The sequence below is a fragment of the Roseburia sp. AM51-8 genome, from assembly GCF_003478275.1.
Taxonomy (GTDB): domain Bacteria; phylum Bacillota; class Clostridia; order Lachnospirales; family Lachnospiraceae; genus Pararoseburia; species Pararoseburia lenta.
Window position 1 is genome coordinate 118,254 of the sequence record NZ_QUEY01000002.1, and the last position, 23,110, is coordinate 141,363.

23 protein-coding genes and 5 pseudogenes are annotated in these 23,110 nt (G+C 42.8%); 19 read left to right on the forward strand and 9 right to left on the reverse strand.

All coding sequences use genetic code 11. The features are described from left to right. Positions 1-47: 47 nt before the first annotated feature. The gene (locus DW996_RS04220; RefSeq protein ID WP_118534958.1) at positions 48-794 is read left to right on the forward strand and encodes a protein-ADP-ribose hydrolase; all 747 of its coding nucleotides are present in this window, start codon (positions 48-50) and stop codon (positions 792-794) included. A 42-nt stretch (positions 795-836) separates the two neighbouring features. Continuing rightward, entirely contained in the window at positions 837-1,736 is a 900-nt protein-coding gene (locus DW996_RS04225; RefSeq protein ID WP_118534959.1) for an SIR2 family NAD-dependent protein deacylase, read from the forward strand. Positions 1,737-1,744: 8 nt separating this feature from the next. On the opposite strand, the pseudogene DW996_RS04230 reads toward DW996_RS04225, so the two are convergent. From DW996_RS04230 to DW996_RS04245, 4 genes and pseudogenes are all read right to left on the reverse strand, one after another. Then, positions 1,745-2,086, reverse strand: a pseudogene (locus tag DW996_RS04230) (AAA family ATPase); the annotation flags it as partial. Further along, complete coding sequence (locus DW996_RS15015; RefSeq protein WP_118535242.1) at positions 2,077-2,268, reverse strand: cytidylate kinase-like family protein; 192 nt, start codon at positions 2,266-2,268, stop codon at positions 2,077-2,079. The gene DW996_RS15015 and the pseudogene DW996_RS04230, both read right to left, overlap by 10 nt. Continuing rightward, on the reverse strand, positions 2,252-2,500 hold the full coding sequence (locus DW996_RS04240) for a hypothetical protein (RefSeq protein ID WP_243098664.1): 249 nt from the start codon (positions 2,498-2,500) through the stop codon (positions 2,252-2,254). The genes DW996_RS15015 and DW996_RS04240 overlap by 17 nt, the downstream gene beginning before the upstream one ends. Beyond that, entirely contained in the window at positions 2,497-2,940 is a 444-nt protein-coding gene (locus DW996_RS04245; protein WP_118280590.1) for a MarR family winged helix-turn-helix transcriptional regulator, read from the reverse strand. The genes DW996_RS04240 and DW996_RS04245 overlap by 4 nt, the downstream gene beginning before the upstream one ends. A gap of 145 nt (positions 2,941-3,085) precedes the next feature. Between DW996_RS04245 and DW996_RS04250 the strand changes: the two genes are divergently transcribed. The 5 genes and pseudogenes from DW996_RS04250 to DW996_RS04275 all read left to right on the forward strand — a co-directional run bounded on the left by DW996_RS04250 (position 3,086) and on the right by DW996_RS04275 (position 6,731). Then, positions 3,086-3,622 (forward strand): GNAT family N-acetyltransferase, encoded by a 537-nt coding sequence (locus DW996_RS04250; RefSeq protein ID WP_118534961.1) that lies wholly within the window; start codon positions 3,086-3,088, stop codon positions 3,620-3,622. A 265-nt stretch (positions 3,623-3,887) separates the two neighbouring features. Next, positions 3,888-4,532, forward strand: coding sequence for a DNA-3-methyladenine glycosylase family protein (locus DW996_RS04255; RefSeq protein WP_118534962.1), 645 nt, complete (start codon positions 3,888-3,890; stop codon positions 4,530-4,532). 95 nt (positions 4,533-4,627) lie between these two features. Then, positions 4,628-5,098 carry a carotenoid 1,2-hydratase gene (locus tag DW996_RS04260; RefSeq protein WP_147403522.1) on the forward strand — a complete coding sequence of 157 codons (471 nt, stop codon included), beginning with the start codon at positions 4,628-4,630 and terminating at the stop codon, positions 5,096-5,098. A gap of 24 nt (positions 5,099-5,122) precedes the next feature. Beyond that, positions 5,123-5,278: pseudogene (locus DW996_RS04265) on the forward strand (ATPase); the annotation flags it as partial. Positions 5,279-5,624: 346 nt separating this feature from the next. After that, complete coding sequence (locus DW996_RS04275) at positions 5,625-6,731, forward strand: Fic family protein (protein WP_118534964.1); 1,107 nt, start codon at positions 5,625-5,627, stop codon at positions 6,729-6,731. A gap of 108 nt (positions 6,732-6,839) precedes the next feature. Here DW996_RS04275 and DW996_RS04280 read toward each other — a convergent pair whose 3' ends face one another. Both DW996_RS04280 and DW996_RS14765 read right to left on the reverse strand, forming a co-directional pair. After that, positions 6,840-7,997 (reverse strand): sensor histidine kinase, encoded by a 1,158-nt coding sequence (locus DW996_RS04280; RefSeq protein WP_118534965.1) that lies wholly within the window; start codon positions 7,995-7,997, stop codon positions 6,840-6,842. Continuing rightward, a pseudogene (locus DW996_RS14765) lies at positions 7,994-8,631 on the reverse strand (response regulator transcription factor). Before DW996_RS14765 ends, DW996_RS04280 begins: the two are co-directional and overlap by 4 nt. Before the next feature lie 135 nt (positions 8,632-8,766). Between DW996_RS14765 and DW996_RS14770 the strand changes: the two are divergent. Genes DW996_RS14770 through DW996_RS04300 form a run of 3 tightly spaced genes read left to right on the forward strand, consistent with a single transcriptional unit; the run spans position 8,767 to position 10,734 of the window. Next, entirely contained in the window at positions 8,767-8,910 is a 144-nt protein-coding gene (locus DW996_RS14770) for a CD1871A family CXXC motif-containing protein (protein ID WP_009263530.1), read from the forward strand. Beyond that, positions 8,903-9,772, forward strand: coding sequence for a 4Fe-4S binding protein (locus DW996_RS04295; protein WP_118534966.1), 870 nt, complete (start codon positions 8,903-8,905; stop codon positions 9,770-9,772). The genes DW996_RS14770 and DW996_RS04295 overlap by 8 nt, the downstream gene beginning before the upstream one ends. Before the next feature lie 59 nt (positions 9,773-9,831). Next, positions 9,832-10,734, forward strand: coding sequence for a TlpA disulfide reductase family protein (locus DW996_RS04300; RefSeq protein WP_118534967.1), 903 nt, complete (start codon positions 9,832-9,834; stop codon positions 10,732-10,734). A gap of 56 nt (positions 10,735-10,790) precedes the next feature. On the opposite strand, the pseudogene DW996_RS04305 reads toward DW996_RS04300, so the two are convergent. Beyond that, positions 10,791-10,934 (reverse strand): annotated as a pseudogene (locus tag DW996_RS04305) (DUF6061 family protein); the annotation flags it as partial. A 289-nt stretch (positions 10,935-11,223) separates the two neighbouring features. Here DW996_RS04305 and DW996_RS04315 point away from each other — a divergent pair. Continuing rightward, positions 11,224-11,772 (forward strand): hypothetical protein, encoded by a 549-nt coding sequence (locus DW996_RS04315; RefSeq protein ID WP_118534968.1) that lies wholly within the window; start codon positions 11,224-11,226, stop codon positions 11,770-11,772. 75 nt (positions 11,773-11,847) lie between these two features. On the opposite strand, the gene DW996_RS04320 is transcribed toward DW996_RS04315, so the two are convergent. Beyond that, entirely contained in the window at positions 11,848-12,306 is a 459-nt protein-coding gene (locus DW996_RS04320) for an Lrp/AsnC family transcriptional regulator (protein WP_118534969.1), read from the reverse strand. Positions 12,307-12,524: 218 nt separating this feature from the next. Between DW996_RS04320 and DW996_RS14775 the strand changes: the two are divergent. The 4 genes and pseudogenes from DW996_RS14775 (at position 12,525) to DW996_RS04340 (ending at position 16,930) form a co-directional block, all read left to right on the forward strand. Beyond that, positions 12,525-13,867 (forward strand): annotated as a pseudogene (locus DW996_RS14775) (MATE family efflux transporter). 370 nt (positions 13,868-14,237) lie between these two features. After that, positions 14,238-15,632: a magnesium transporter gene (gene mgtE / locus DW996_RS04330; protein WP_186854214.1), complete on the forward strand. Its 1,395-nt coding sequence runs from the start codon at positions 14,238-14,240 to the stop codon at positions 15,630-15,632. A 13-nt stretch (positions 15,633-15,645) separates the two neighbouring features. Then, the gene (nudC, locus tag DW996_RS04335) at positions 15,646-16,488 is read left to right on the forward strand and encodes an NAD(+) diphosphatase (protein ID WP_118280578.1); all 843 of its coding nucleotides are present in this window, start codon (positions 15,646-15,648) and stop codon (positions 16,486-16,488) included. A 1-nt stretch (position 16,489) separates the two neighbouring features. Then, entirely contained in the window at positions 16,490-16,930 is a 441-nt protein-coding gene (locus tag DW996_RS04340) for a GNAT family N-acetyltransferase (RefSeq protein ID WP_243098665.1), read from the forward strand. Positions 16,931-17,010: 80 nt separating this feature from the next. On the opposite strand, the gene DW996_RS04345 is transcribed toward DW996_RS04340, so the two are convergent. Next, positions 17,011-17,496 (reverse strand): class I SAM-dependent methyltransferase, encoded by a 486-nt coding sequence (locus DW996_RS04345; protein ID WP_118534970.1) that lies wholly within the window; start codon positions 17,494-17,496, stop codon positions 17,011-17,013. Between the two features lie 270 nt (positions 17,497-17,766). Between DW996_RS04345 and DW996_RS04350 the strand changes: the two genes are divergently transcribed. The 4 genes from DW996_RS04350 to DW996_RS04365 all read left to right on the forward strand — a co-directional run bounded on the left by DW996_RS04350 (position 17,767) and on the right by DW996_RS04365 (position 23,053). Beyond that, positions 17,767-18,951, forward strand: coding sequence for an MFS transporter (locus tag DW996_RS04350; RefSeq protein WP_118280575.1), 1,185 nt, complete (start codon positions 17,767-17,769; stop codon positions 18,949-18,951). Positions 18,952-19,100: 149 nt separating this feature from the next. Continuing rightward, entirely contained in the window at positions 19,101-20,300 is a 1,200-nt protein-coding gene (locus tag DW996_RS04355; protein ID WP_118534971.1) for a hypothetical protein, read from the forward strand. A gap of 198 nt (positions 20,301-20,498) precedes the next feature. Beyond that, the gene (locus tag DW996_RS04360; protein ID WP_118280573.1) at positions 20,499-22,361 is read left to right on the forward strand and encodes an AAA family ATPase; all 1,863 of its coding nucleotides are present in this window, start codon (positions 20,499-20,501) and stop codon (positions 22,359-22,361) included. A gap of 80 nt (positions 22,362-22,441) precedes the next feature. Next, complete coding sequence (locus DW996_RS04365) at positions 22,442-23,053, forward strand: hypothetical protein (RefSeq protein ID WP_118280572.1); 612 nt, start codon at positions 22,442-22,444, stop codon at positions 23,051-23,053. Positions 23,054-23,110 lie beyond the last annotated feature (57 nt).

Below are 23,110 nucleotides of genomic sequence, written 5' to 3' on the forward strand. Positions count from 1 at the left end.
ATAAACAGGAGGAGCAGCCATATGAACCAGAGTGAGCGACGTATGTATTGATCAAAGAATTGTTAAAAGAACAGCCGGGCTATAGAGATATGGAGATTCCGGCAAATGCTGACGCACAAAGGCGCTTGCTGCGTTCGCTTATGAATGTGCGTATGGCGGCGCCTGTGGATGATGGATTTTTGCAGATTCAGGATGCTTATCTGCAAGAGGAGAACAGGAAAAAGGGTTTTGTGACACTGGCGGATATGGAAGAACTGCAGGAAGATATCTATTTTTGGCGGGGAGATATCACAAGACTTGCGGTGGGAGCAATCGTCAATGCGGCAAATAGTGGCATGACGGGCTGTTATCAACCATGCCATAACTGCATTGATAATTGTATCCACACCTATGCGGGGATGCAGCTACGATCCTTTTGTAGTGAAATGATGGTAGAACAGGGCTACGCTGAACCGACCGGGCAGGCGAAGATCACACCTGCGTATAATCTGCCCTGCCAATACGTGATCCATACAGTTGGACCGATCGTGCAGGGAAAACTGACGCAGAAAGACCAGGATCTCTTGCGCTCCTGCTACCAGTCCTGTCTGGATCTGGCAGAGGAAAAGGGAATTGAAAGTATCGCCTTTTGTTGTATTTCGACCGGTGTTTTTTGTTTTCCGAATGCGCGTGCGGCAGAGATCGCTGTTGAGACTGTGAAAGAGCATAAGGCGCAGACCGGATCGGATATTAAGGTGGTTTTTAACGTCTTTAAAGAGGAAGACGAAGGGATTTACCGTAGATTATTAGGCTAGGTTTTTGGAATAAGGCATGAGATAGCAAGCAGAGAAAGAAGTATGGAACAGATGAAAGAGCAAGCGGACAAGATAGAACTTATCAGACATAAAATTGAGGATGCGGATGCTATTGTGATCGGTGCCGGTGCGGGACTTTCCACGGCGGCAGGCTTTACTTACAGTGGCGATCGCTTTGAAAAGTATTTTTCAGATTTTGGGAGCGCGTATGGCTTCTCCGATATGTATTCCGGTGGCTTTTATGATTACGCCACGCTTGAGGAATATTGGGCGTATTGGAGCCGCTATATTTATATCAACCGTTATCAGGATGTGGAGAATGGCACATATCGGAATTTATATGCGCTGGTAAAGGATAAGGACTACTTCGTGCTGACGACCAATGTGGATCATCAGTTCCAAAAGGCGGGATTTGCAAAGGAAAGACTCTTTTATACCCAGGGCGACTATGGACTTTTTCAGTGCGGCAGACCCTGTCATGCTAAGACATATGATAATGAAAAAACTGTGCGGGATATGGTTCTGGCGCAGGGGTATGCCATTGCGGAGGATGGGGCTTTGTATCTGCCGGAGGGCGTAATGCCTAAGATGAGCGTTCCCGCTGAACTTGTTCCGCGCTGTCCTAAGTGCGGCAGACCTATGAGCATGAACCTGCGCGCAGACAATACCTTTGTGGAAGATGCGGGCTGGAAAGCGGCGTCCGCATCTTATGTGCGCTTTATGGAAGAGCATATGCGAAAAAAGATCGTCTTTTTGGAACTCGGCGTAGGTTATAATACGCCAGGTATCATCAAGTATAATTTCTGGCAATATGCGGCAAACTGGCAGAATGCCTTTTATATCTGTATCAATCAGGGGCAGGCATACCTGCCGGAAGATATCGAGGACAAAGGGCTGGCGGTCAATGCGGATATTATGCAAATACTTGAGGGGCTATTATGATGCTACAATCATAGTCCCATTTTTTTCTGGAAAAGATCGCCGATGATCTGGCAGTTTCTGCCACACCAAAATCGTCGGATTTGATACAAAGATCGTAATTCTTTACATTGCCCCAATCTGTCTTGGTAAAGTGTCTGCAATGGATGGCACTCATGGTTGACCTTTTTCACCTTTGCAGCAGCAGATTGCGGAGAAATATTGTCACGTGCTGAGACTCTGGCAGCCTCGGCATCCAGATCTGCACTGATGAAAACATGGTAGGCTGTCGGCATATCTTTTAATATGTAGTTTGCCAAACGACCTACGATGATGCAGGAACCCTTCTGGGAAAGTTCGTGGATCAGAGCAGATTCTTTTGCAAAAGTTGGTCGACCATTGGCAGGTCAGTCTGCTCTACATATTCCGGTGAGAAACCACTTTTTTCTGCGGCAAGGCGGATCAGTTCGGAATCATAGTAATGAAAACCGAAACGCTCAGCCAGAAGTTTTCCGATCTCACGTCCGCCACTACCAAATTCACGAGAAATGGTGATGACATAATTGGAGGAAGTTTCTTCGCAATAAGAGGATCTGAATCAGAACCGGTACGATATGGAAAAGGATGGTTGCCTTGCCCATCTCAATGCCCCAGACGCAGGTCATGGTGTAAGGGATGGAACTGACGGGTGATACACCCAGATTTGATTTTACGGAAAGCGCAATGCCGATGGTCATTACGAAAAGTCCGATAAAATACATAGGGATTCTAGTTTTTAAATGTTTCATTTATTTGTGCCTTCTTTCTTATAAGTAGTTACCATGTTGTCATATACGCGACTGAGCAAGTCCTGTAATTGTTGCTTTTCTGCCGGGGTAAAGCCCTCTAAAGCCTGGGATTCGATCCGGGCAAATTCCAGATTGAGACGGTCAGCATACTTTTTTCCGCTTTCCGTGAGATAGACATGGAGAGAGCGGCGATTGCTGTCGGCAGTCTTTCGTTTGATATAACCTTTGTTTTCCATGCCATTTAAGATGGCGGTCAAAGACGCCGGCTCAATGTGGCAGAATATGGCGATTTCTTTTTGGATTGCCCCATCATGGCGGAGCAGATAATCGAGAACTTTTGGTTGTCCTGAGGTCAATCCGGTATCTTTGACACTGGAGATCAGGGCTTTTTGTATCATCAGATGATCAGACATCAAAAGATAATGGAATGTTTCCTGCATGATTGCCTCCTTAGTTAGATTTCTAATTGTTAGAAACCTAACCAAATATATACGAAGGAAGGGAGATTGTCAAATGAAATGGAAAAAACATTGGAAATATAGTAATATGGGGAAAAGAAATTTTCCAAAAGTGTAAGGGGTAAAAATGCTGGAGACAGAAAGATTATTATTGCGAAAATGGACAGAGGCAGACGCGGACAGTTTATATACATATGCAAAAGATCCGGAGGTGGGTCCGGTTGCGGGATGGCCGCCACATAAAAACGTGGAGGAAAGTAAAGAGGTGATCCGAAATGTCTTTAACGGACCGGAGTGCTACGCGATCTGTGAAAAGGAAAACAACATTGCGATCGGGGCTGTCGAACTGAAACTGAAGGGACATACAGACATGACAGACCGGGACGATGAATGTGAACTGGGATACTGGCTGGGACAAAAATTCTGGGGCAGGGGTTATATGCCGGAAGCCGCAAGAGAACTTTTGCGCCATGGATTTGAAGATCTTGGAATGAAAAAGATCTGGTGTGGCTATTATGACGGCAACGATAAGTCCAAACGTGTGCAGGAAAAATTGGGCTTTGTTTATCATCATACCTGCGAGGATATGCCGGTGCCTCTTTTACATGAGGTTCGCATTGGGCATACAAATCTAATGACAAAAGAGCATTGGGATGCTTTGTGATTTGGGGTTTAGAAATGAAGAAAGTCGTTATTTTTGGAGCAACAGGAATACAAGGATGTTTCCTGGGATTTCCATATTGATGATACAAAGCATCAAGAGGGATTTTACTATCATTTCACGCAATGTCCGCTCAATAAATACAAAGTCTTAAAGCAGAGAATAAAAGAAATGCAATGAGGGTGACTGGGGAAAGCAGTATGCTGTTTGTAAGTTGGTAGGATGTCGGTGTGGAAAGAAAGTACAACAAAAAGCACGGAGGTGGGATATGTATTTTGCATATGGAGAAAATGAAATTTCATATCTCAAAAGTAAGGATGAAAAACTTGCGGAAGTGATTGAGAAGATTGGTATGATCGAAAGAGAAACGGATACAGACCTGTTTTCTTCGGTCATTCATCATATTATCGGGCAGCAGATATCCACAAAAGCACAGGCAACCATCTGGCAGCGGATGCAGGAAGGTCTGGGAGAAGTAAATGCGGAAACGATTCTGGCGACGGATATTTCCAAATTGCAGTCTTATGGCATGACCTTCCGAAAAGCGGAGTATATCACGGATTTTGCAGAAAAAGTTCATAATGGGACTTGCAATCTGGATGCAGTCTGGCAAATGTCGGATGAGGAGGCTATCCGGGAATTGAGCGGTTTAAAAGGCATTGGTGTCTGGACCGCGGAGATGATCTTGCTCTTTTGTATGCAGCGTCCAGATATTTTTAGTTATGATGATCTTGCGATCCAGCGTGGATTGCGGATGGTCTACCATCATCGTAAGATTGACCGCAAATTATTTGAGAAATATCGTCGGCGTTTTAGTCCCTATTGCAGCGTTGCAAGCCTGTATTTGTGGGCGGTGTCAGGTGGGGCGATTCCAGAGATGAAGGATTATAAACCGAAAACAAGCAAAAAATGAAAGTAATATTTGTAGGATAAGAAGTAAATCAGAGTTTGATGGTAAAATGATAGCACGCTCTGTGCACCAGTTTTCTGTTTGGTGTATTCTATGTCTTGATAACTTACCGACCTGGAACTTCGTATTTTCAATTCGGTACTCCCGACAAATACTATACCTGGCTTTGTGTTGTTCCGAGGGGCAAAGTAAGCGGAACGGTTACTGTTGAGGGCAAAACAAAAAGTATTACCGGAATGGGCTATCATGACCATCAGTGGGGCAGCATTAATTTTCATAAATATTGGAATCATTGGATATGGGCAAGACAAAGCTATGATGACTGCTCGCTTCTTTTGTTTGATTTCTTTACAAACGAGGAATACGGCACAAAAAGATTCCCGATTATTTTCATTCAGGATAATAACGGAAATTTCATTTTTGAAAGTCACAATAATGTTGAGTGTAAAGTTGAAAAACAATATACCGACAAGGCAAGTGGAAAGCAGTATCCGTCAATCCTTGATTACACGTTCAAACAGGATGATACTTTTGTGGATACTCGCTACCTGAAAATGAATATTTTTTAAAAAGTGGGAATAGGAGATGGCGCCATGCAACTTATCGTAAGAAAAAAGTATTTAGAAGAGTTGATCGAATTGTATGGAACACCAGACATAAAAGTTATCACGGGTATCAGACGAAGCGGTAAATCAGTCATGCTGCAAGAGTTTGTTGCCTACTTGCAGTCATTAGAGGAGCCACTAAATGATGATCATTGCAAGAACACATCATGAAACTTATGACTATCAGGGGGTGCAAGTCGTTGATATTTGCAGATGGTTACGAGAGTAGTACGATTGTGGCGGGAGTTAGGGGTATAAATCGGGATTTAATGAGGTAAGTGATATGTGGAACGAATTATATAATGCAGCGGTTAAGGTGCAAAACGGTCGAACAATTTCCCCATTTATAGAGGCAGGTGGTGTCGCAGCAGCTATTCTTATTGTATATGAGATTTACAGATAGTGAAAAATAGTGTAAAAATAGTGAAATAATAATGGAAAAAAGTTTTTCTTTTGAATATAATAATATTGAAAAGGAGGACTTTTTTTCATGATAAAGGTAACTTTAACGAACGAAATATTAAAGTATATTACGGAAATCGAGCAAAACCGATATAAAGTATCTTCGATCAAGCTGTCCCAAACCGTTATGAATAAGCTGCGTAAGAACTCAAAGAAAAAAAGTACTTATGCTTCAAATAAGATAGAAGGCAATCCTTTATCAGAAAAACAGGTGGATGAGGTGATTGAGAATGATGAAAGAAAGCATTATTTGAAACCGGAGCAGGAAGTCCGGAATTACTTTCTCGCATTGAATTTTCTGGAACAAAAGATAACTAGAAAAGAGAAATTCTCTAAAAAACTTATTTTAGATGTACAGAAATTGGTAGAAAAAGGGGCATCCAAGGAAAAAATCGGTCTTAGAGGACCTATGCCGCCGGGAGTGTTATTTGCCGTATATGACTCTAAGACAGGACGGCCGGATTATATTCCCCCGGAATATTGTGATATTCCAGATCTGCTGGACGAATTGGTAACGTATGTAAATACGACAGACGATCATCCACTAATCGTAGCTGCAGTGGTACATTACCAATTGGTAACCATACATCCTTTTGAAGACGGCAATGGCAGAACCGCAAGATTACTTTCCGGTTACATTATGGATTTAAACGGATACGGATTTAACGGAATCGGGTCGTTGGAAGAATATTTTGCCTATGATATCGATGAATATTACGAAGCCATCCAGATGGGACTTCCTGCATTATATTATTCCGGAAGAGATAACCCGCCCCATCCGGAAATCTGGATCAACTATTTTCTGAGGATGGTAAAGTTATACTCTGGAAAGGTTTGTGATCTGCAGATGGCTTCCAATGAGGAAGATGTTGCTGCAAGTTTATCGTTCCTGAAAGGAAAGGAAAAGGAACTTTTGAGACTTTTGATCACGGATTATAAAGGGGAATTTACACCGATTGAAGTCAGCAGGAAACTGTCAGTCACGAACAAAACAATTATTAACAGATTAGTTGTTTTGGTGAAAAATGGTTTTGTAGTTCCCATACTGGTCAACCAGAGGATCCGATCTTATGAATTAAGCAAATTTACCAGAGACAATGAAGAAGAAATCATGAAAGTTATTTTTTGCAACTGAAATAAATCGGAATTTGTGGAGAGATTTCCTGAACTTTCCTCCTGCCATTCATATGTTGTCGTGAACATAGGTGGAAAAATATTAGTTGTAAATGGGGAAAATGGAACGCTACATTGAATGCTGTGCAAAAGTCACCTCGAAAATCGTTCCCCCAGTCTTGCCTGATTTGATACAAATACTGCCATCATGTACTCTAACGATTTCACGGACAAAAGCAAGACCTAGCCCTACGCCACCCAGCTCCCGGCTTCTGGATTTATCCACACGGAAGAATGGTTCGAACACTCTCTCCATAAACTCCTTTGGTATTCCGCTTCCCGTATCTTCTACAGACAGACAAACATGCTTGTTTCTCTGATATGCGGTTACTGTAACCTGTCCGAGCGGATGATTATATTTGATGGCATTCTCAACCAGATTGTATACAAGCCTGTAAATAAGGATATCACTGCCTATCATAGTGGCATCCTCACATTTTCCAATCAGTTTTATATTCTTTTCCACGGCAAGAGGCTCAAGGTCTGCCAAAACCTCTTCAACAATGGCATCCAATATAATTTTATCATCCCTTCCCACCGTCTGAAGTTCACTCATGTCAAGAAGAGTCTTTACCATCCTGTTTAATTTATCATTTTGTTCCGTAACCATTTTTATGGTCTGCAAAGTGTCTGCATCATTTCCCGGGTGAGAGGCAGCATTATATGAATCAAGCTGTACCTGCATTAACGCTAATGGAGTACGCAGCTCATGTGCTGCATTTGCAGTAAACTGTCTCTGTATCTCAAATGCTTCCGACAGACGCTCAAGCATCTTATTATAAGAAATACCCAGCTGGTTCAGTTCCTTAACATTGTTTTCCTCTATTCTTGAATCAGACAGATTCTGAGCCTGTACCTCTTCAATTTTATCTGAAAACTCCCTGATTGGTCTGAGTGCATGCCCGCTTATAAAATAAGTGACGACACCTCCCAAAAGCGCCAGCAAAACCGTGATTATCAGACTGTTTCTTTTATAGTCGGCCTTATTATTGTACACCTGAAACGAAAATTCATCCGCAAACTCATCCCACTTATCGTCCGGTATGTTGATATATATTTCATCTGATTTGTTTCCTTTTTCATCCCCCTGTGACTCTACCACATCCTGCAGAGAATCAATGTAATGCACACCATTTTTATAGACAAACATAGTCAGGCAGCCACATATAATAGCAATACACAATGTAGTAATGCACGTAAGTCTCCACTGTAGCGACATTCTTTTCATCTGTCGGACTCCTCCCGTATTTTATAGCCTTCACCTACCTTGTTCTGAATGGGATCATATCCCAACTTCGCCTTAAGCTTTTTTCTAAGTGAAGACATATGTACCCTGATTGCTCCGCTAAAGCTGTCTGCCGTGGCATCCCACACATGCTCTATCAGCTCCTCCTGACTCACCGGCCTGCCTATATTGATAAGTAAATATTCCAAAATACCATTCTCTTTTCTTGTCAGTGGAACCGGCTCTTCCTTTGCATATGCCTCGCGTTTAATCGTATCAAACTTTATTTCTCCGCATTTAAGACATATATCATTCTGTACAAATTTTCTTCTTGTCAGGCTTCTGATACGTGCCTCAAGCTCCTGCAGATGGAATGGTTTTTCCATGTAATCATTTGCTCCTGCATCCAGTCCCTCTACCTTATCAGCAATCTGACCTCTTGCAGATAATATCAAAACCTTAGTTCATCATTGTATTTTCTAAGCTCCTTAAGAAGCTCCATGCCATCCATCCCCGGCAGATTCAAATCCAAAACTATCAGATCATAATTCTCCGACAGTATACATTCAAGAGCCTCTTTCCCATCATAACAGGTATCCACCTCATAACCGGCAGCATACAGACTCTTTGCAACCATATCACATATTTGTTTCTCATCCTCAACAATTAATAATCTCAAAATGTTCGCCTGCTTCTTAACAATAATTTTACAACCTATATTGTATAATACCAAAGTCAGCTGGTCAACAATACAACAAAAAGGAGCAACATTATGTTGAAATACCAAAAAACATGTCAAATCATTCTGCTTATCCTTGGTGTATCCATGATAAGCTATGGTGCAGTCAGAGGTGAGGCGGCTACAGTGCTTGGTAAAGCAATAAAACTATGTCTGGAGTGTGTCGGAATTGGATAAGGAAAAGAAATTACTATCAAGAAAACTGGCAAAAATACGTGGCTGGATACAGGCCGTAGCAACGCTGCTGACCAATATTCATATTCCAAATTTATTTAAGGGTAAAATATATCAGGGCAATGCAAAAACCGTATGCGTACCCGGATTAAACTGCTACTCCTGCCCTGCCGCGACAGGAGCCTGTCCAATAGGGGCATTTCAGGCAGTTGTCGGATCATCAAAATTTAAGTTTTCATACTACATAACCGGATTTTTTATTTTACTCGGTGTAACTCTCGGCAGATTTATATGTGGTTTTTTGTGCCCATTTGGATGGTTTCAGGATTTACTTCATAAAATCCCCGGGAAGAAATTATCCACAGCCAAACTAAAGCCTCTTAGGTACCTAAAATATGTCATTCTTATTGTTTTCGTTATACTTCTTCCGATGCTTGTAACGAACTCTATAGGAATGGGAGACCCGTTCTTCTGCAAATATATCTGTCCTCAGGGTGTTTTAGAGGGTGCTATACCGTTATCTATTGGAAATGCTGCTATCCGTTCTGCGCTGGGAAAGCTTTTTTCTTTCAAGTGTATGATTTTAATTGCAGTGATTGTACTAAGTATCTTATTTTACAGGCCCTTCTGTAAATGGATTTGTCCGCTTGGAGCAATCTACTCATTATTTAATAAGGTCAGCCTGCTCAAAATCACCGTTGATAGCAGTAAATGTGTCGGATGCGGTCAATGCTCAAAGGCATGTAAGATGGATGTGGATGTGTGTAAGACACCGGATCACCCCGAGTGCATACGCTGCGGTGCCTGCATAAAGGCCTGTCCGAAGGACGCCATCTGCTACCGGTTTATGGGAAAATCATGTTAAAAAAATGACAACAGATAACTATTAAACATTTTACTATTATTTTAAAGGAGAAATTACTCATGAAAAACAAATTATCATTTATTTCTATTTTTACACTCTGCATAGCATTATCACTTACAGCATGTGGCGTAAAGCAAGCTTCCACAACAGATTCTAAGAACACTCAGACTGAAGCCGGCTCAGAAGCATCCGGCAAATCAGATTCCAAGCTTGATGATTTATATCAGCAGGAAAATCAGCTTTTTGCAGATCATGCTGATGTGTGGAACAAGGTATTTGGCATGATGAACAAAAGTGACGCCGACCCAAACGGAAATTATGCTGATTATCTTGCCGGTACCGTAGAATCAAACAAGAATTCATTCACAGACGATGAACTTAAAACACTTAATGAGGATATTGAAACCATACGAAAAATCGAGGAACAGATAGCAGAGCTTGAAAACAAAAATACATCATCAGACGATAACAAGAAGGACAGCTCTAAAGCCACATCTGTATTCAGTGATTTTTCCGGTGAGGATTTTGATGGCAATAAGGTTGATGACAGCCTGTTTTCTGGTAATGCAGTAACAGTCGTCAATTTCTGGTTTACCGGCTGCAAACCATGTGTCGCTGAATTATCCAAGCTTAACGAATTAAATGATGCTATCAAATCAATGGGCGGAGAAGTTGTTGGCATCAACACTGAGACCTTCGATGGCAATAAAAAAGCTATCAAAGAGGCTGCCTCTGTTCTTGAAAGCCAGGGTGTCAAATATCGTAATCTGTCAATTGACTCCTCTAGTGCTGCCGGTAAATATGCCTCAGAAATCATGGCCTTTCCAACAACTATACTTGTTGACAGAAATGGCAATATTGTAGGCGAACCAATGCTCGGCGGAATTGATAACAAGGACAACTATGATGCCCTTATGAAGCAGATTCAGTCTGTAATTGATGCAGACAGCACAAATAAATAGAGGTCTACATATAAAAAGCTCCTGTGCATTGCACAGAGAGCTTTTTTTGAACATTACTATAATGTCAAGGAATCTTCTGCATCTACCCACATCTGTAAATTCCCATCAAGATACAGTCTCGCATATTCTAGTGGTTCATCAATGGCAAGTGTGTTTAATGCACAATCTGATCCGGGTGTGGTTCTCAAATTCTTTTCTGCAAATATTGTTCTCATCGTATCTTATCTCCTTATCGTTCAATCAATTATTTGCTACAAAAATCAGAAGCATTTCAATCAGTTCACCATGTCACTTTTATTTTGTGTTATACTGTTTTATAGATTTTTCTTGGTCTCCGCTGCCGCTTCGGTCGGCACAGAGCAGATGTCCACCGGACATCTTGTGCCCTTGTATTTTCCCTTATCAGAGTTCGTAAACACTGGTGGGACGATATAACACAAGGGAAACAATAAGGGAAAGCTCAATCGGTATTTATGGAGGTAAAATAAAATGATGAAACTTGATAATTTTATTGGTATGATGACGGGACATTTTGATAATAAAGAGCAGTTTAGTATGATGCAGGCAACAGGAAAAATATATCCTTATGCTAAGCATGTAAATACAGTCTGCAATGACAAAATAAATAATATTCCTCAAGATTTCAATGGAAAATTTATTGTTGAAGAAAGTTATTATGAGACAAATGGTAACCGTCATGCATCACCGCACCTTTTCCTTATTACAGAAAATGAAGATGGAATTTTACTTTCCTCCTATGAGATTCCGGAAGGAGAAGACAAAAATACATTTTCATATGATTCTATGAAAAATGTTGATTATAGTGAACTGAAAAAATCTAAAAAGTTTAAGCCGGCACTTTATCATGAAAATGATGGCATCTGGGAGGGAGGTAGCACAAGTCAGTTTTCACCAGTAATGACATTTAAGCTTTGGGAAAAGTTTTCTGATAGTTGTTTGGAAGTATCTGAAATTATGGAAGTTAATGGAAAGCGGACTTTTGGATACGATGATCCCATTATTTACAAACGTGTATAAGTTAAGGCGGAATTTCAGCATTAACGTATGAGTTGATTAAGTATTTGCAGCTAAATAGGTGTCTTGTTCTGACTTCTATAGCCGCAACCCTTTAATATCTTTAATACGTGATAAGATCGTATTGCAGCTGCAGCTGATAACGCCGGGTAGTGTATCAATGACTGTGTGCAGGAAGTGTTCCATTTCATCACTTGATGAAGCAATGGCATGTACATGCAGCTGGTCTCTTCCTGTGACACGGTAAATCTGCGTGACGATATCATTGTTATGTAATATATCTGTCACCTGAGACAGATAATCTGGTTTTGTCTCGATTTCAAAATAGCATGAAACAGCACCGCTGATCTTTTGAGGGTTTATTATAGTTGTATATTCTTCAATTATGCCTTTTTTCTCCAGAGCCTGAATCCGGGCTTTTACTGCTACTCTGGAAATACTGGTTTCTTTACCGATATCAGAGTAAGATATACGTGCATTTTCTATAAGTAACTGGATAATCTTCTGATCCAGTTCATCTAAACCGTCCAGGTACATAAGTGTCCCTCCTGTAAAATAATATCCTCCGAATAGTGATTTTTCTTAAATATCATATCATCTATGTTACTGAAAGTAAACGTTGGCTTGACTTAGCTGCTGTAACTACATATAATTATTTCGCAACGTAATTTAAAACTTGCATTTTGAAAACATAGAATAAATTCTGATGAAGGAAAGAATAAGTGAAATTATAAAGGCTGTGGAGGAATATGATAATGTCAAAAGATGAATATTTGATCACAGATATGCCTCTGAAAGCGTTGACGGTTTTTGCAATGCCAATGATTTTGGGCAGTTTTTTTCAGCAAATATACAATATGGCTGACTCTATCATCGTCGGCCAATTTGTTGGATCCTCTGCACTTGCAGCTGTCGGAGCCTGTGCAGCACTGACCAATGTTTTCATTTGTATAGCACTGGGGGCAGGTGTCGGTGCCGGTGTGCTCGTGAGCCGTTATTTCGGTGCCAGGGAGTATGGAAAAATGAAGACTATCGTGTCAACGTCCTTGTTTAGCTTTTTAATTCTAAGCATAGTCCTTGGTGTTTTTGGTTTTTGCTTTTCCCACTCGATGATGAGGGTATTACAAACCCCTGGCGATATACTGAATGAGGCAGTGTTATATCTGCGGGTCTATTTTGTGGGCTTTCCGTTCCTGTTTATGTATAACATTCTTTCCAACATGTTTACTTCCATTGGTGAATCAAAAATTCCACTGGGACTTCTGGTATTCTCGTCAATCTTAAATATTTTTATGGATCTTTGGATGGTGGCCGGACTTGGTCTCGGTGTGTTTGGTGCAGCCCTTGCAACTCTTATAGCACAGGGGATTTCGGCGGTGTTTTCACTATTCCTTTTCCTTAGCCGGATGCATCGATATAAAAGTTGCTTTGATTGGTTCGACAGGCGGGAACTACATTCCATGCTTCAAATTGCTGTACCTTCGGTTCTTCAGCAGTCTACCGTGTCCATCGGTATGATGATCGTACAGGCTGTCGTAAATCCTTTCGGTACACAGCACTTGCGGGGTATGCGGCGACGATGCGGGTAGAGAATGTTTTTTCATTGATATTTGTATCCATTGGCAATGCGGTTTCCCCATATGTTTCCCAGAATCTTGGTGCAAAGAAAATGGAACGGATCAAAAAAGGATATCACGCTGCACTGGTGTTAGATGTATGTTTTGCAGTTCTTGCTTTTATAGTCATTGAAACATTGCATACGCAGATTTCCTCGCTATTCCTTGGTAAAGATGGAACTGCCCTGGCTTATCAGGTGTCTGAGGGTTATATGAGATGGCTCGGTTACTTCTTCATCTTTATGGGAATCAAAATGGCAACCGATGGGGTTCTTCGTGGTCTTGGAATCATGCGCCCGTTCCTTATTGCAAATATGGTGAACCTGGCAATCCGCTTGTCGGTTGCTTTGATTTGTGCACCTCGTTTTGGTATTGTATTTGTCTGGCTTGCTGTACCAGCAGGTTGGTTTGCAAATTTTTTGATATCCTATGTGGCTCTTCGGAGAGCATGGCCAAATGATAAAGAAGTGCAATCCCGATAGCCTAAAGTAATTTAAAATCGGAACTTGGAGGAGATTCTTATTTATGAAAAAAGGAATAAACAAATCAATCTTATTCATCTAAAGGAAAAATAACTTGAACTGGGTCCGGGATGGTGCTATAATCAGCGCGGAAAAGTTTATGAGTTAAAGGAGGCGAAACATATGGACAGTTGTGATAGTCGAAGTTCAAGTACATATAATGATGGATCTGGACTTACACGCTATTTCAAATGTCTGTAGGTGCGCCATTTTTGAAATACAAGATAAGCCTTGATCCATCGTCAGAACGAAATCACAACTTTAGTTTGTGTAACGTCTGAGTTACGATGGATTTTTTATGCCCTTTTTTAGGGGAAGAAGGAGGCTTATGATGAGAAAAGAAGTATTAAAAGAACCAACTTTTGAAAAAGAGATTGCCGTTATGATCCGGGTATCCAAGTCTATGGATGAAATGCGGGAACAACTCAGGGCTTATCATGATAATGATATAGCGCAGAGTCTGAAATACCTAAACCGCGCAGAGCGCAATCTTTTATACAGCGGGCTGGATGCCAAGTGGCTGGCAGAGATCATGTCCTATGTGGATGATCCGGCACCTTATATCGAGGAGATCGGCATAGACAAACTGGCGGAGATCATCAATGAGATGGAGGCGGATGATGCCGTTGATCTCTGGGAAGACATTGACGAGAGCGTAAAGGTCAAACTCCGTCCTATGCTGGATGATGAGAAGACAATGGATATCCTTCTCATCAATTCCTATGATGAGGATGAGATCGGAAGCCTGATCACGACCAATTATATCCGCATCAAACAAAATCTCAGTATCCGTCAGGCTATGCACGAATTGGTGCAGCAGGCAGGGGAAAATGATAATATCACGACCCTTTATGTGGTAGATGACCGGGGGCGTTTCTGTGGTGCGATCGACCTCAAAGACCTTATCGTTGCGCGGGAAAACGTGGCGCTGGATTCACTGATCAGTTATGCTTATCCCTATCTGCTGGACCATGAAAAGATCTCCGATAGTATCGAAAAGATCAAAGATTATGCGGAGGATTCCCTGCCGGTCTTAAATAAGGATAAGAAGATCATTGGTATCATCACGGCGCAGGATGTAGTCGAGGCTGTGGATGACGAGTTGGGCGAGGACTATGCAAAACTGGCTGGTCTGTCCGCAGAGGAAGACTTAAACGAGAGCACCAAAGAGAGTATTAAAAAACGTCTGCCATGGTTGATCATCCTTTTGTTTCTTGGTATGGGTGTATCCACAGTTGTCGGAGCCTTTGAGGGTGTCGTCGCCGTCCTGCCGGTCGTGATCTGCTTTCAGTCCCTGATCCTTGACATGGCGGGAAATGTCGGCACGCAGTCGCTTGCGGTTACGATTCGTGTCCTGATGGATGAACAGTTGAGCGGCAAAGATAAGATCCGCCTGATCGGCAAGGAAATGAAAGTTGGATTCTGCAATGGGTCTTTGCTGGGGATCATGGCTCTGGTTTGTCTGGGAATTTACATCAGCCTGTTTAAAGGCTATCCGTTTGCGATGGCAATGCTCATTTCCGGCTGTGTTGGTATCGCACTGATCGTAGCGATCGTGATTTCCAGTCTGGTGGGAACGCTGGTGCCGATCCTTTTTCACAAGATCAAAGTGGATCCGGCAGTGGCATCCGGTCCGCTCATCACGACGGTCAATGACCTGGTGGCAGTAGTGACTTACTATGGTTTGGCATGGCTTTTGCTCTTGCAGGTATTTAAAATAGCATAAGATCGGAGAATTTATGATACAGGATATTTACCCACATCAATTAAACAACCATTATGATCCGGGCGTACAGACGAAAAAGGAAGATACGCTGCTTTGCATTGTAAATGGCAGGATCTTAGTGGAGGAGACTTGTTTTGAGGAAAACGAGTTGCGGTTTCCAAGAGTCAAGGATCTGGCAGACGAGTATGTTGCTGACATTCGCTATCTCTTTGCCATAGATGATAGCAGGTATTTTCTGTGCGACCATCTTTTGGAGCAAAAAGACATACCGGAGGGCTATGCCTATGTGGATGAAAAGAGTCTGCGAAAAGAGGGCATAGGACCGGACGAGGCACTTTTTGCAGCAGTGACCGGCAAGCATCTGGCAGACTGGTATCGGGACACGAAATTTTGTGGAAGATGCGGGCATGAGATGCAACATTCCAAAACGGAGAGAGCCATGGTCTGTCCTGCCTGCCACTACACCGCCTATCCGCGCATTATGCCGGCGGTGATCGTTGGGGTGACCAATGGAGACAAATTGCTCATTACCCGCTACCGAACCGGCTTTCGCTACAATGCCCTGATCGCGGGCTTTACGGAGATCGGCGAGACCATGGAGGAAACCGTGCAAAGAGAAGTGATGGAAGAAGCAGGCATCCGGGTCAAAAATATCCGCTACTATAAGTCGCAGCCGTGGGGAACCGCCAATGATATCCTGCTTGGCTTTTACTGTGATGTGGACGGAGACGACAGAATCACCATGGATCCTGAGGAATTAAAGTACGCCGAGTGGGTGCAAAGAGAGGACATTGTCTTGCAGCCGGGCGAGTTCAGCCTGACTAATGAAATGATGAAGAGGTTTAAGGAGAATTAACATGAATGATACACTGGAAATCCGTGAAGCACGGGCGGATGAGATCGCTCTGGTGCAGGAACTGATCCGGGAGATGGCAAAATATGAAAAGCGCCCGGAAGATATGACGGGGACACAGGAATCCTTGTCTTACTGGCTTTTTGAGCGAAAGATCGCGACGATCCTGCTCTTGGAATATGAGAAAAAGGTCATCGGCTATGCCATCTATTATCCGGTCTTTGGATCCTTTGCTGCCTGTGGCGGCATACATTTAGAAGATCTTTATATCAAGGCAGAATACCGTAAGCATGGATTTGGCAGATACTTTTTTGATGCGGTCGCAAAGAGAGCAAAGGCGGAGGCTATAGCAGGATGGAGTGGTCCTGTCTGGATTGGAATACGCCATCGCTCGCTTTTTATGAGAAACTGGGGGCAGCCTATGATAGCGGAAGAAAGTATTTAGAACTGCCTTTGTGATTTTTCCATCTTTTTGAGTTCCGGTAACACGGTACAGAGCATGGTGATAAAGCCCGCGGTTCCTAGTTATGGTTCCGTTTCAAAGTCAATGCGTTTCATTTTGCGTGCGACTAAGTGAGCGCGGAAGCCTTTTTGTTTTTCCATGGTAAGAACCGTAAAACCGGCGTTTTCAGCCATAGCGGTAAATTCGGTAGCCTTGAGGATTTTCACATCGCCATGTCCGCACAGATTTGCCAAAGGCATTTCGATATGGTTCATGAGCCAGACCACAAAATCAGAGGAAGTATAGTCCCGCAAGATCAGGCGACCGTCCCTGCGCAGGACGCGGTAGGCGCTGCTGAAAAAGTTCTGCGGGTTCGGGTAATGATGGAAGCTATTGGAGCAGATGATCGCATCAAAAGTTCCTTCATCAAAAGGCAGATTTTCACTGTCGCCGACCAGAAACTCCGTGTTGGAGAGATTTTTTGCCTGTGCGACATGGATCATCTCAGGCGTAAGATCCAGTCCGACATAGTGTTTGTCCGGGTATTTGTCATGGAGCAGTTCGAGCATGGGACCGGTGCCGCAACCGCAATCGAGGACATCTCCTTATGCATTCTTTTGGTTAGTCATTACTAACTAAAAGTAGCATAGTTTTTCCCAAATGTCAAAAAATGCTTATATTATATAGGGAATATCTGCCGGATGGAGTCCAGTGGGTGTTCCGGGTCGCTGGAAAGGGCAGCGCGCATACATGAACGGACTGACGACAGATTCTGTTGTTAATTTTAAATTGCGGTTCTTATTTTAAAATGATAGGATGTTTGCGAGGAGAAAACAGAAATGAAAGACAAATATCAAAATACAATGTATGCCTGCTTTGTGGGATATATCGTGCAGGCGATCGTAAATAACTTCGTTCCCCTATTATTTTTAACTTTTGAAAGTTCTTATGGAATACCTTTGAGCCAGATTACTATGCTGATCACCTTCAATTTCGGTATCCAACTCTTGGTGGATCTTTTATCGGCAAAGTTTGTCGACAAGATAGGATATCGGGTGTCGATCGTAATGGCTCATATTTTTGCTGCGCTTGGTCTGGCAGGACTGGTGGTATTGCCGGATCTTTTGCCAAATGCCTTTGCCGGGCTTTTGATCGCCGTGGTCATTTATGCGATCGGCGGCGGTCTGATCGAGGTTCTGATCAGCCCGATCATGGAGTCCTGTCCGAGTGAAAATAAGGAAAAGGCAATGAGTCTTTTACATTCCTTTTATTGCTGGGGGCATGTCGGCGTGGTACTGCTATCCACCCTCTTTTTCTGGTTTTTCGGCATTGCAGACTGGAAGATCTTAGCCCTTTTATGGGTCATTATTCCGGTCTGCAATGGCATCCTTTTTTGCAAGGTGCCGATCGCGCCATTGATCGAAGAAGGGGAAATAGGTATGTCCCTGTGGGAACTGTGTAAAAATCGTATCTTCTGGATCTTGATGCTTATGATGATGTGTGCCGGGGCCAGTGAGCAGGCGGTCAGTCAGTGGGCATCCACCTTTGCGGAGCAGGGCTTGGGCGTGAGCAAGGCGATCGGAGATCTGGCAGGTCCGATGTCATTTGCCATCCTGATGGGAAGTGCCAGAGCATTTTACGGCAAGTTTGGTGACCGGATCGATCTGGATAAATTTATGCAGGCGAGCAGTCTGCTTTGCATTGTTTCCTACTTGTGCATTTCGCTCTCACCGTCGCCACTCTTTTCTCTGATCGGCTGTTCCTTGTGTGGACTGTCTGTCGGTATCATGTGGCCGGGGACTTTCAGCAAGGCATCCGCGGCATTGCGAAATGGCGGAACTGCCATGTTTGCCCTACTGGCGTTAGCGGGTGATGTCGGCTGCTCCGGTGGTCCGACACTCGTCGGTTTTGTCACAGGTCTGGCTTCGGATGATCTGAAAAAAGGAATTCTGGCGGGGATCATCTTCCCGATCCTGCTCATTGTGGGGATTGTTTCCTTGAAGAAGGCGAAACGCTATGCTTAAGCATTTAGGATAAAAAGGACATAGACAACATGCCATGGTTGGGATAGAAGCAGACGGAAAGAACTTGCAAGGATCCCGGGTTAATGAAATCGCACCATCCGCCGATATGTATGTTACAGAGAGAGGGAGCGGAAAGGCGGTGCGAAAATATGAGGATAGCAAGCAGCAATGTGGCGATGGCATCCAGCCATCAGGAAACAAAATTTTCCTACAAACAGTCTATGACCATGGAGGCGGCAGCATCCAAAAATCTTGCAGGGGCAATTTTTACAAAATCCGAGGAAATGGACGGGGCAGATTACCGGACCAGTATGCTGGAATATAAAAAGCAGCAGGAGCAGGAAGCCGCGCAAAAGCGCAAAGAAAATGAAGAACGTTCCGCAAAGGAGATGCTGGAGCGGACCAAGAGCACAAATAGGACCAACGGAAGCGGACGCTTGGAAATGTCTGATCAGTACAAGATCAAACTGGAGATGATCAAGCGGATGTTTGAACTTTTGCGTCAGGGCAAGAGCCTTATGGATTCCGGGCTTGCCACTTCGGATTCCAACAATGTATTGGATCTGCGTTCTCCATTTTACCGCAATCAGGATATGGAAAGTTCCTGGAGTTCAAGCGGCAGTGATGGTAGCAGTATGGGATCAGAACTTCCGGTGATCGGGACGACGGGCAGCGGCACCATCTGGCAGAGGGTGACGGCGACTTCCGGTTTCTATACCGAGGCAGAGTCTACGACCTTTGCAACCAGCGGAATCGTGCGTACAGTAGACGGCAGGGACATCAATTTTAATATGGAGGTCTCCATGTCGCGGGCATTTACGGCAAGTATCAACAGTCTGGAAGTGGAGTCTTACATCAAGACAGATCCTCTGATGATCAATCTGGATACGGATATCGGCAGTGTGTCCGATCAGAAATTCTTCTTTGATCTGGATACGGATGGCAAAGAAGAAGAGATTTCTTTTGCGGGCAAGGGCAGCGGATTTCTGGCATTGGACCGCAATGGCGATGGAAAGATCAATGATGGATCCGAATTATTCGGAACCAAGAGCGGAGACGGCTTTAAGGATCTGGCAGCCTATGATGCGGATGGCAATGGCTGGATCGATGAAAATGATGCCATTTTCTCCCAGTTAAAGATCTGGACAAAAGATGAGGACGGCAAGGACAAACTGATCAGTTTAAAGGATGCAGATGTTGGTGCCATATATCTTGGAAATGCGGATACACAGTTTTCTTTAAAGGATGACGACCATAAGTTAAATGGCGAGATCAAAAAGACAGGAATTTACCTCCACGAAAGCAGTGGCGAGGTAGGCACCGTTAATCACGTAGATTTGATTGTATAACGTATTCCAAAATGGAATGAGAGGAGGGCAAAGAGAATTGCTCTCCTTTTTTGGCGATCATGATGTTATATTTCGCAAACCGCAAACTATAATGATTATTCCGCAAACTGTAAATTGATATATTGCGGAAAGTGAGGTATAATTTGCGATATAAGGATATAAACTAGTGTTATATAAGATTGAGACGGAGTGAGCATTATGAAAACCTGCAAGGAAATTGCAAAAGAATGGAAGATGTCGGAGCGTAGCATAGCAAATTTATGTAAACAGGGACGTATTGCTGGTGCTGCAAAAGTCGGTAAAAGTTGGCAGATTCCAGATGATGTGGTTCGACCTGTAGACTTGCGTCGAAGGGAAACAACAGTAGAAAATAATGGCAAATCTTACAGGAAGAAACCTCTTCCTATCGGCATTTCTGATTATGTAAGAGCACAGGCAGAATATTATTATGTCGATAAGACCATGCTGATTAAAGAATTTATTGATCGTAAGCCACTTGTTTCGTTGTTTACCAGACCAAGGAGATTCGGAAAGACCTTGAATATGGATATGCTTCGTGTTTTCTTTGAAATATCAGAGGAGGATACAAGCATTTATTTCAGGGACAAGGAAATCTGGCAGGCAGGAGAAGATTATACCAAGTATCAAGGGAAATATCCGGTGATTTTTCTGACCTTTAAAGATGTTAAATTTGATTCATGGGATGCCACGATGGATAAGATCCGCGGACTTTTACAGGATGAGTTTGGAAGACATAGTCAACTTCTGACAAGTGAAAAACTAGAGGAATATGAACGTGATTATTTTCGGGCAGTTTTACAGGGGACAGCAGGAAGCGTGGAATTGACCGCAGCATTGGAGAATCTTTCCAGAATGTTGCATAAGCATTATGGCATTGCCCCAATCATTATTATTGACGAATATGATATCCCGATCCAAGAGGGCTATGCTAAGGATTTTTATGAAGATATTGTTGGCTTTATGCGCAATTTCTTCTCTGGGGCTTTTAAGGACAACAGGAATCTTTCATACGGATTTTTGACAGGAATTTTACGGATTGCGCAGGAGAGTATCTTTAGCGGACTCAATAATCTGACAGTCAATTCTGTGATGGATACAGAATATGATAGGTTCTTCGGCTTTACGGAAAGTGAGGTTGACAAGATGCTGTCATATTATGATGTGGCGGAGAAAAAGACTGAGTTACAGGAATGGTATGACGGCTATCTGTTTGGTGATACAGAAATCTACAATCCATGGTCGGTCATTAATTATATTGCAAAGGGATGCAGACCACAGGCATATTGGGCAAATACAGGTAAGAATGAGATACTTGCGGATGTTTTGCGGGAAGCAACAGATGATATTACGGAAAGATTGTTTGCACTTTTGCAAGGAGAAACGGTATTGGCATGTATCAATCAAAATGTTGTCTATCGTTCACTAACGGAAGAGCCGGCGAATGTCTATAGCCTGTTGATGGTTGCCGGATATTTAAAGGCGGTCAAAAAGGAATTACAACCGGACGGAGCATTTATGTGTCAGATTTCGATTCCCAATAAGGAAATTGCAGCGGTATATAAAGGAGAGGTTCTTTCACATTTGCTACAAGTGGGACTTATTACACAGTCTACAGCAAATAAAATCGCAGAAAGTCTGTATGTAAATGATATGGCGAAACTGCAAACCGCAATTATGGAATACATGAAAAAAACGATCAGTTTCTATGATGCAGGGGCAGAAGGGTTCTATCATGGCTTATTATTAGGCTTGATGGCTTTATTAGACAATCAATACAAGATACGTTCCAACCGGGAAGCGGGTGAAGGTCGTTATGACATCGGGTTGATTCCAAAAGAGAAAAAGTATCCGGGCATTATCATGGAACTCAAATGGGCAAGAGATCTTTCAGAGAGGGAATTACAAAGTCTTTCGGAAAAGGCATTAGTACAGATTGATTCGAAACATTATGCGGATGAAATGAGAAATGAGGGAACGAAGGAACTGATGAAATTAGGAATTGCTTTTTCTGGGAAGAAAGTTATAGTAACTGCAGGGTAAAACGGACGGTAAACTACATTTTTCATGCTTTCTGCCGATATAAAAGGTAATGACACTATAATCGGCAAAAAGGAGAAGGTATGGAATTAGGAATCAACGACATCAGAAATACGCAAAACATTCAAAATTTAAAGAGCGCAAAGCGGCAGGACGACAGTTTCGCAGATACGATCCAGTTGCCGAACCGCGATATGAGCGGCGGACATGCGCCATATGATTATCTGGCAAAAGATGGAGAAATCAATTACAATGGCGTTATCTTCCGTCTGGATACGAAGCAGAACCAGTTGCATCTGGGAGATACGTCGGATAAGTCTAAGTGTTTAAATATCCAATTATCTGGTGGGGGATATTTGGTTGTTAATAAAGATAATTTAGGGCAGTTGTCTGATGTGATCGGCATGTTTAATGCCAAAGACCAGTTCCTGATCTTAAATGCCCTTATGATGGAAAGAAAGATTAAGGAAACCAAGGGTGAGATCGAAGAAGCAGACTCCATCATGATCGGTGGAAAGGCTTATACGCAAAAAGAGTGGGATCAGACCATCGACCGTTTTGATGAAGCCGAGGAGAATTTGCAAGAGCAAGTAGATCAGGCGGAGGAAGAAGCCGCACAAAAGGCAATGTCCGAAAGTGATATCCATATCGCCTATGAGCGCATGAGAAAACCGAGAAGGGATAAGACAGCATAGAAATCTATATAACAGTAAAAAATTATAATCTTCCATAAAAAAGTGCATCCATATCAG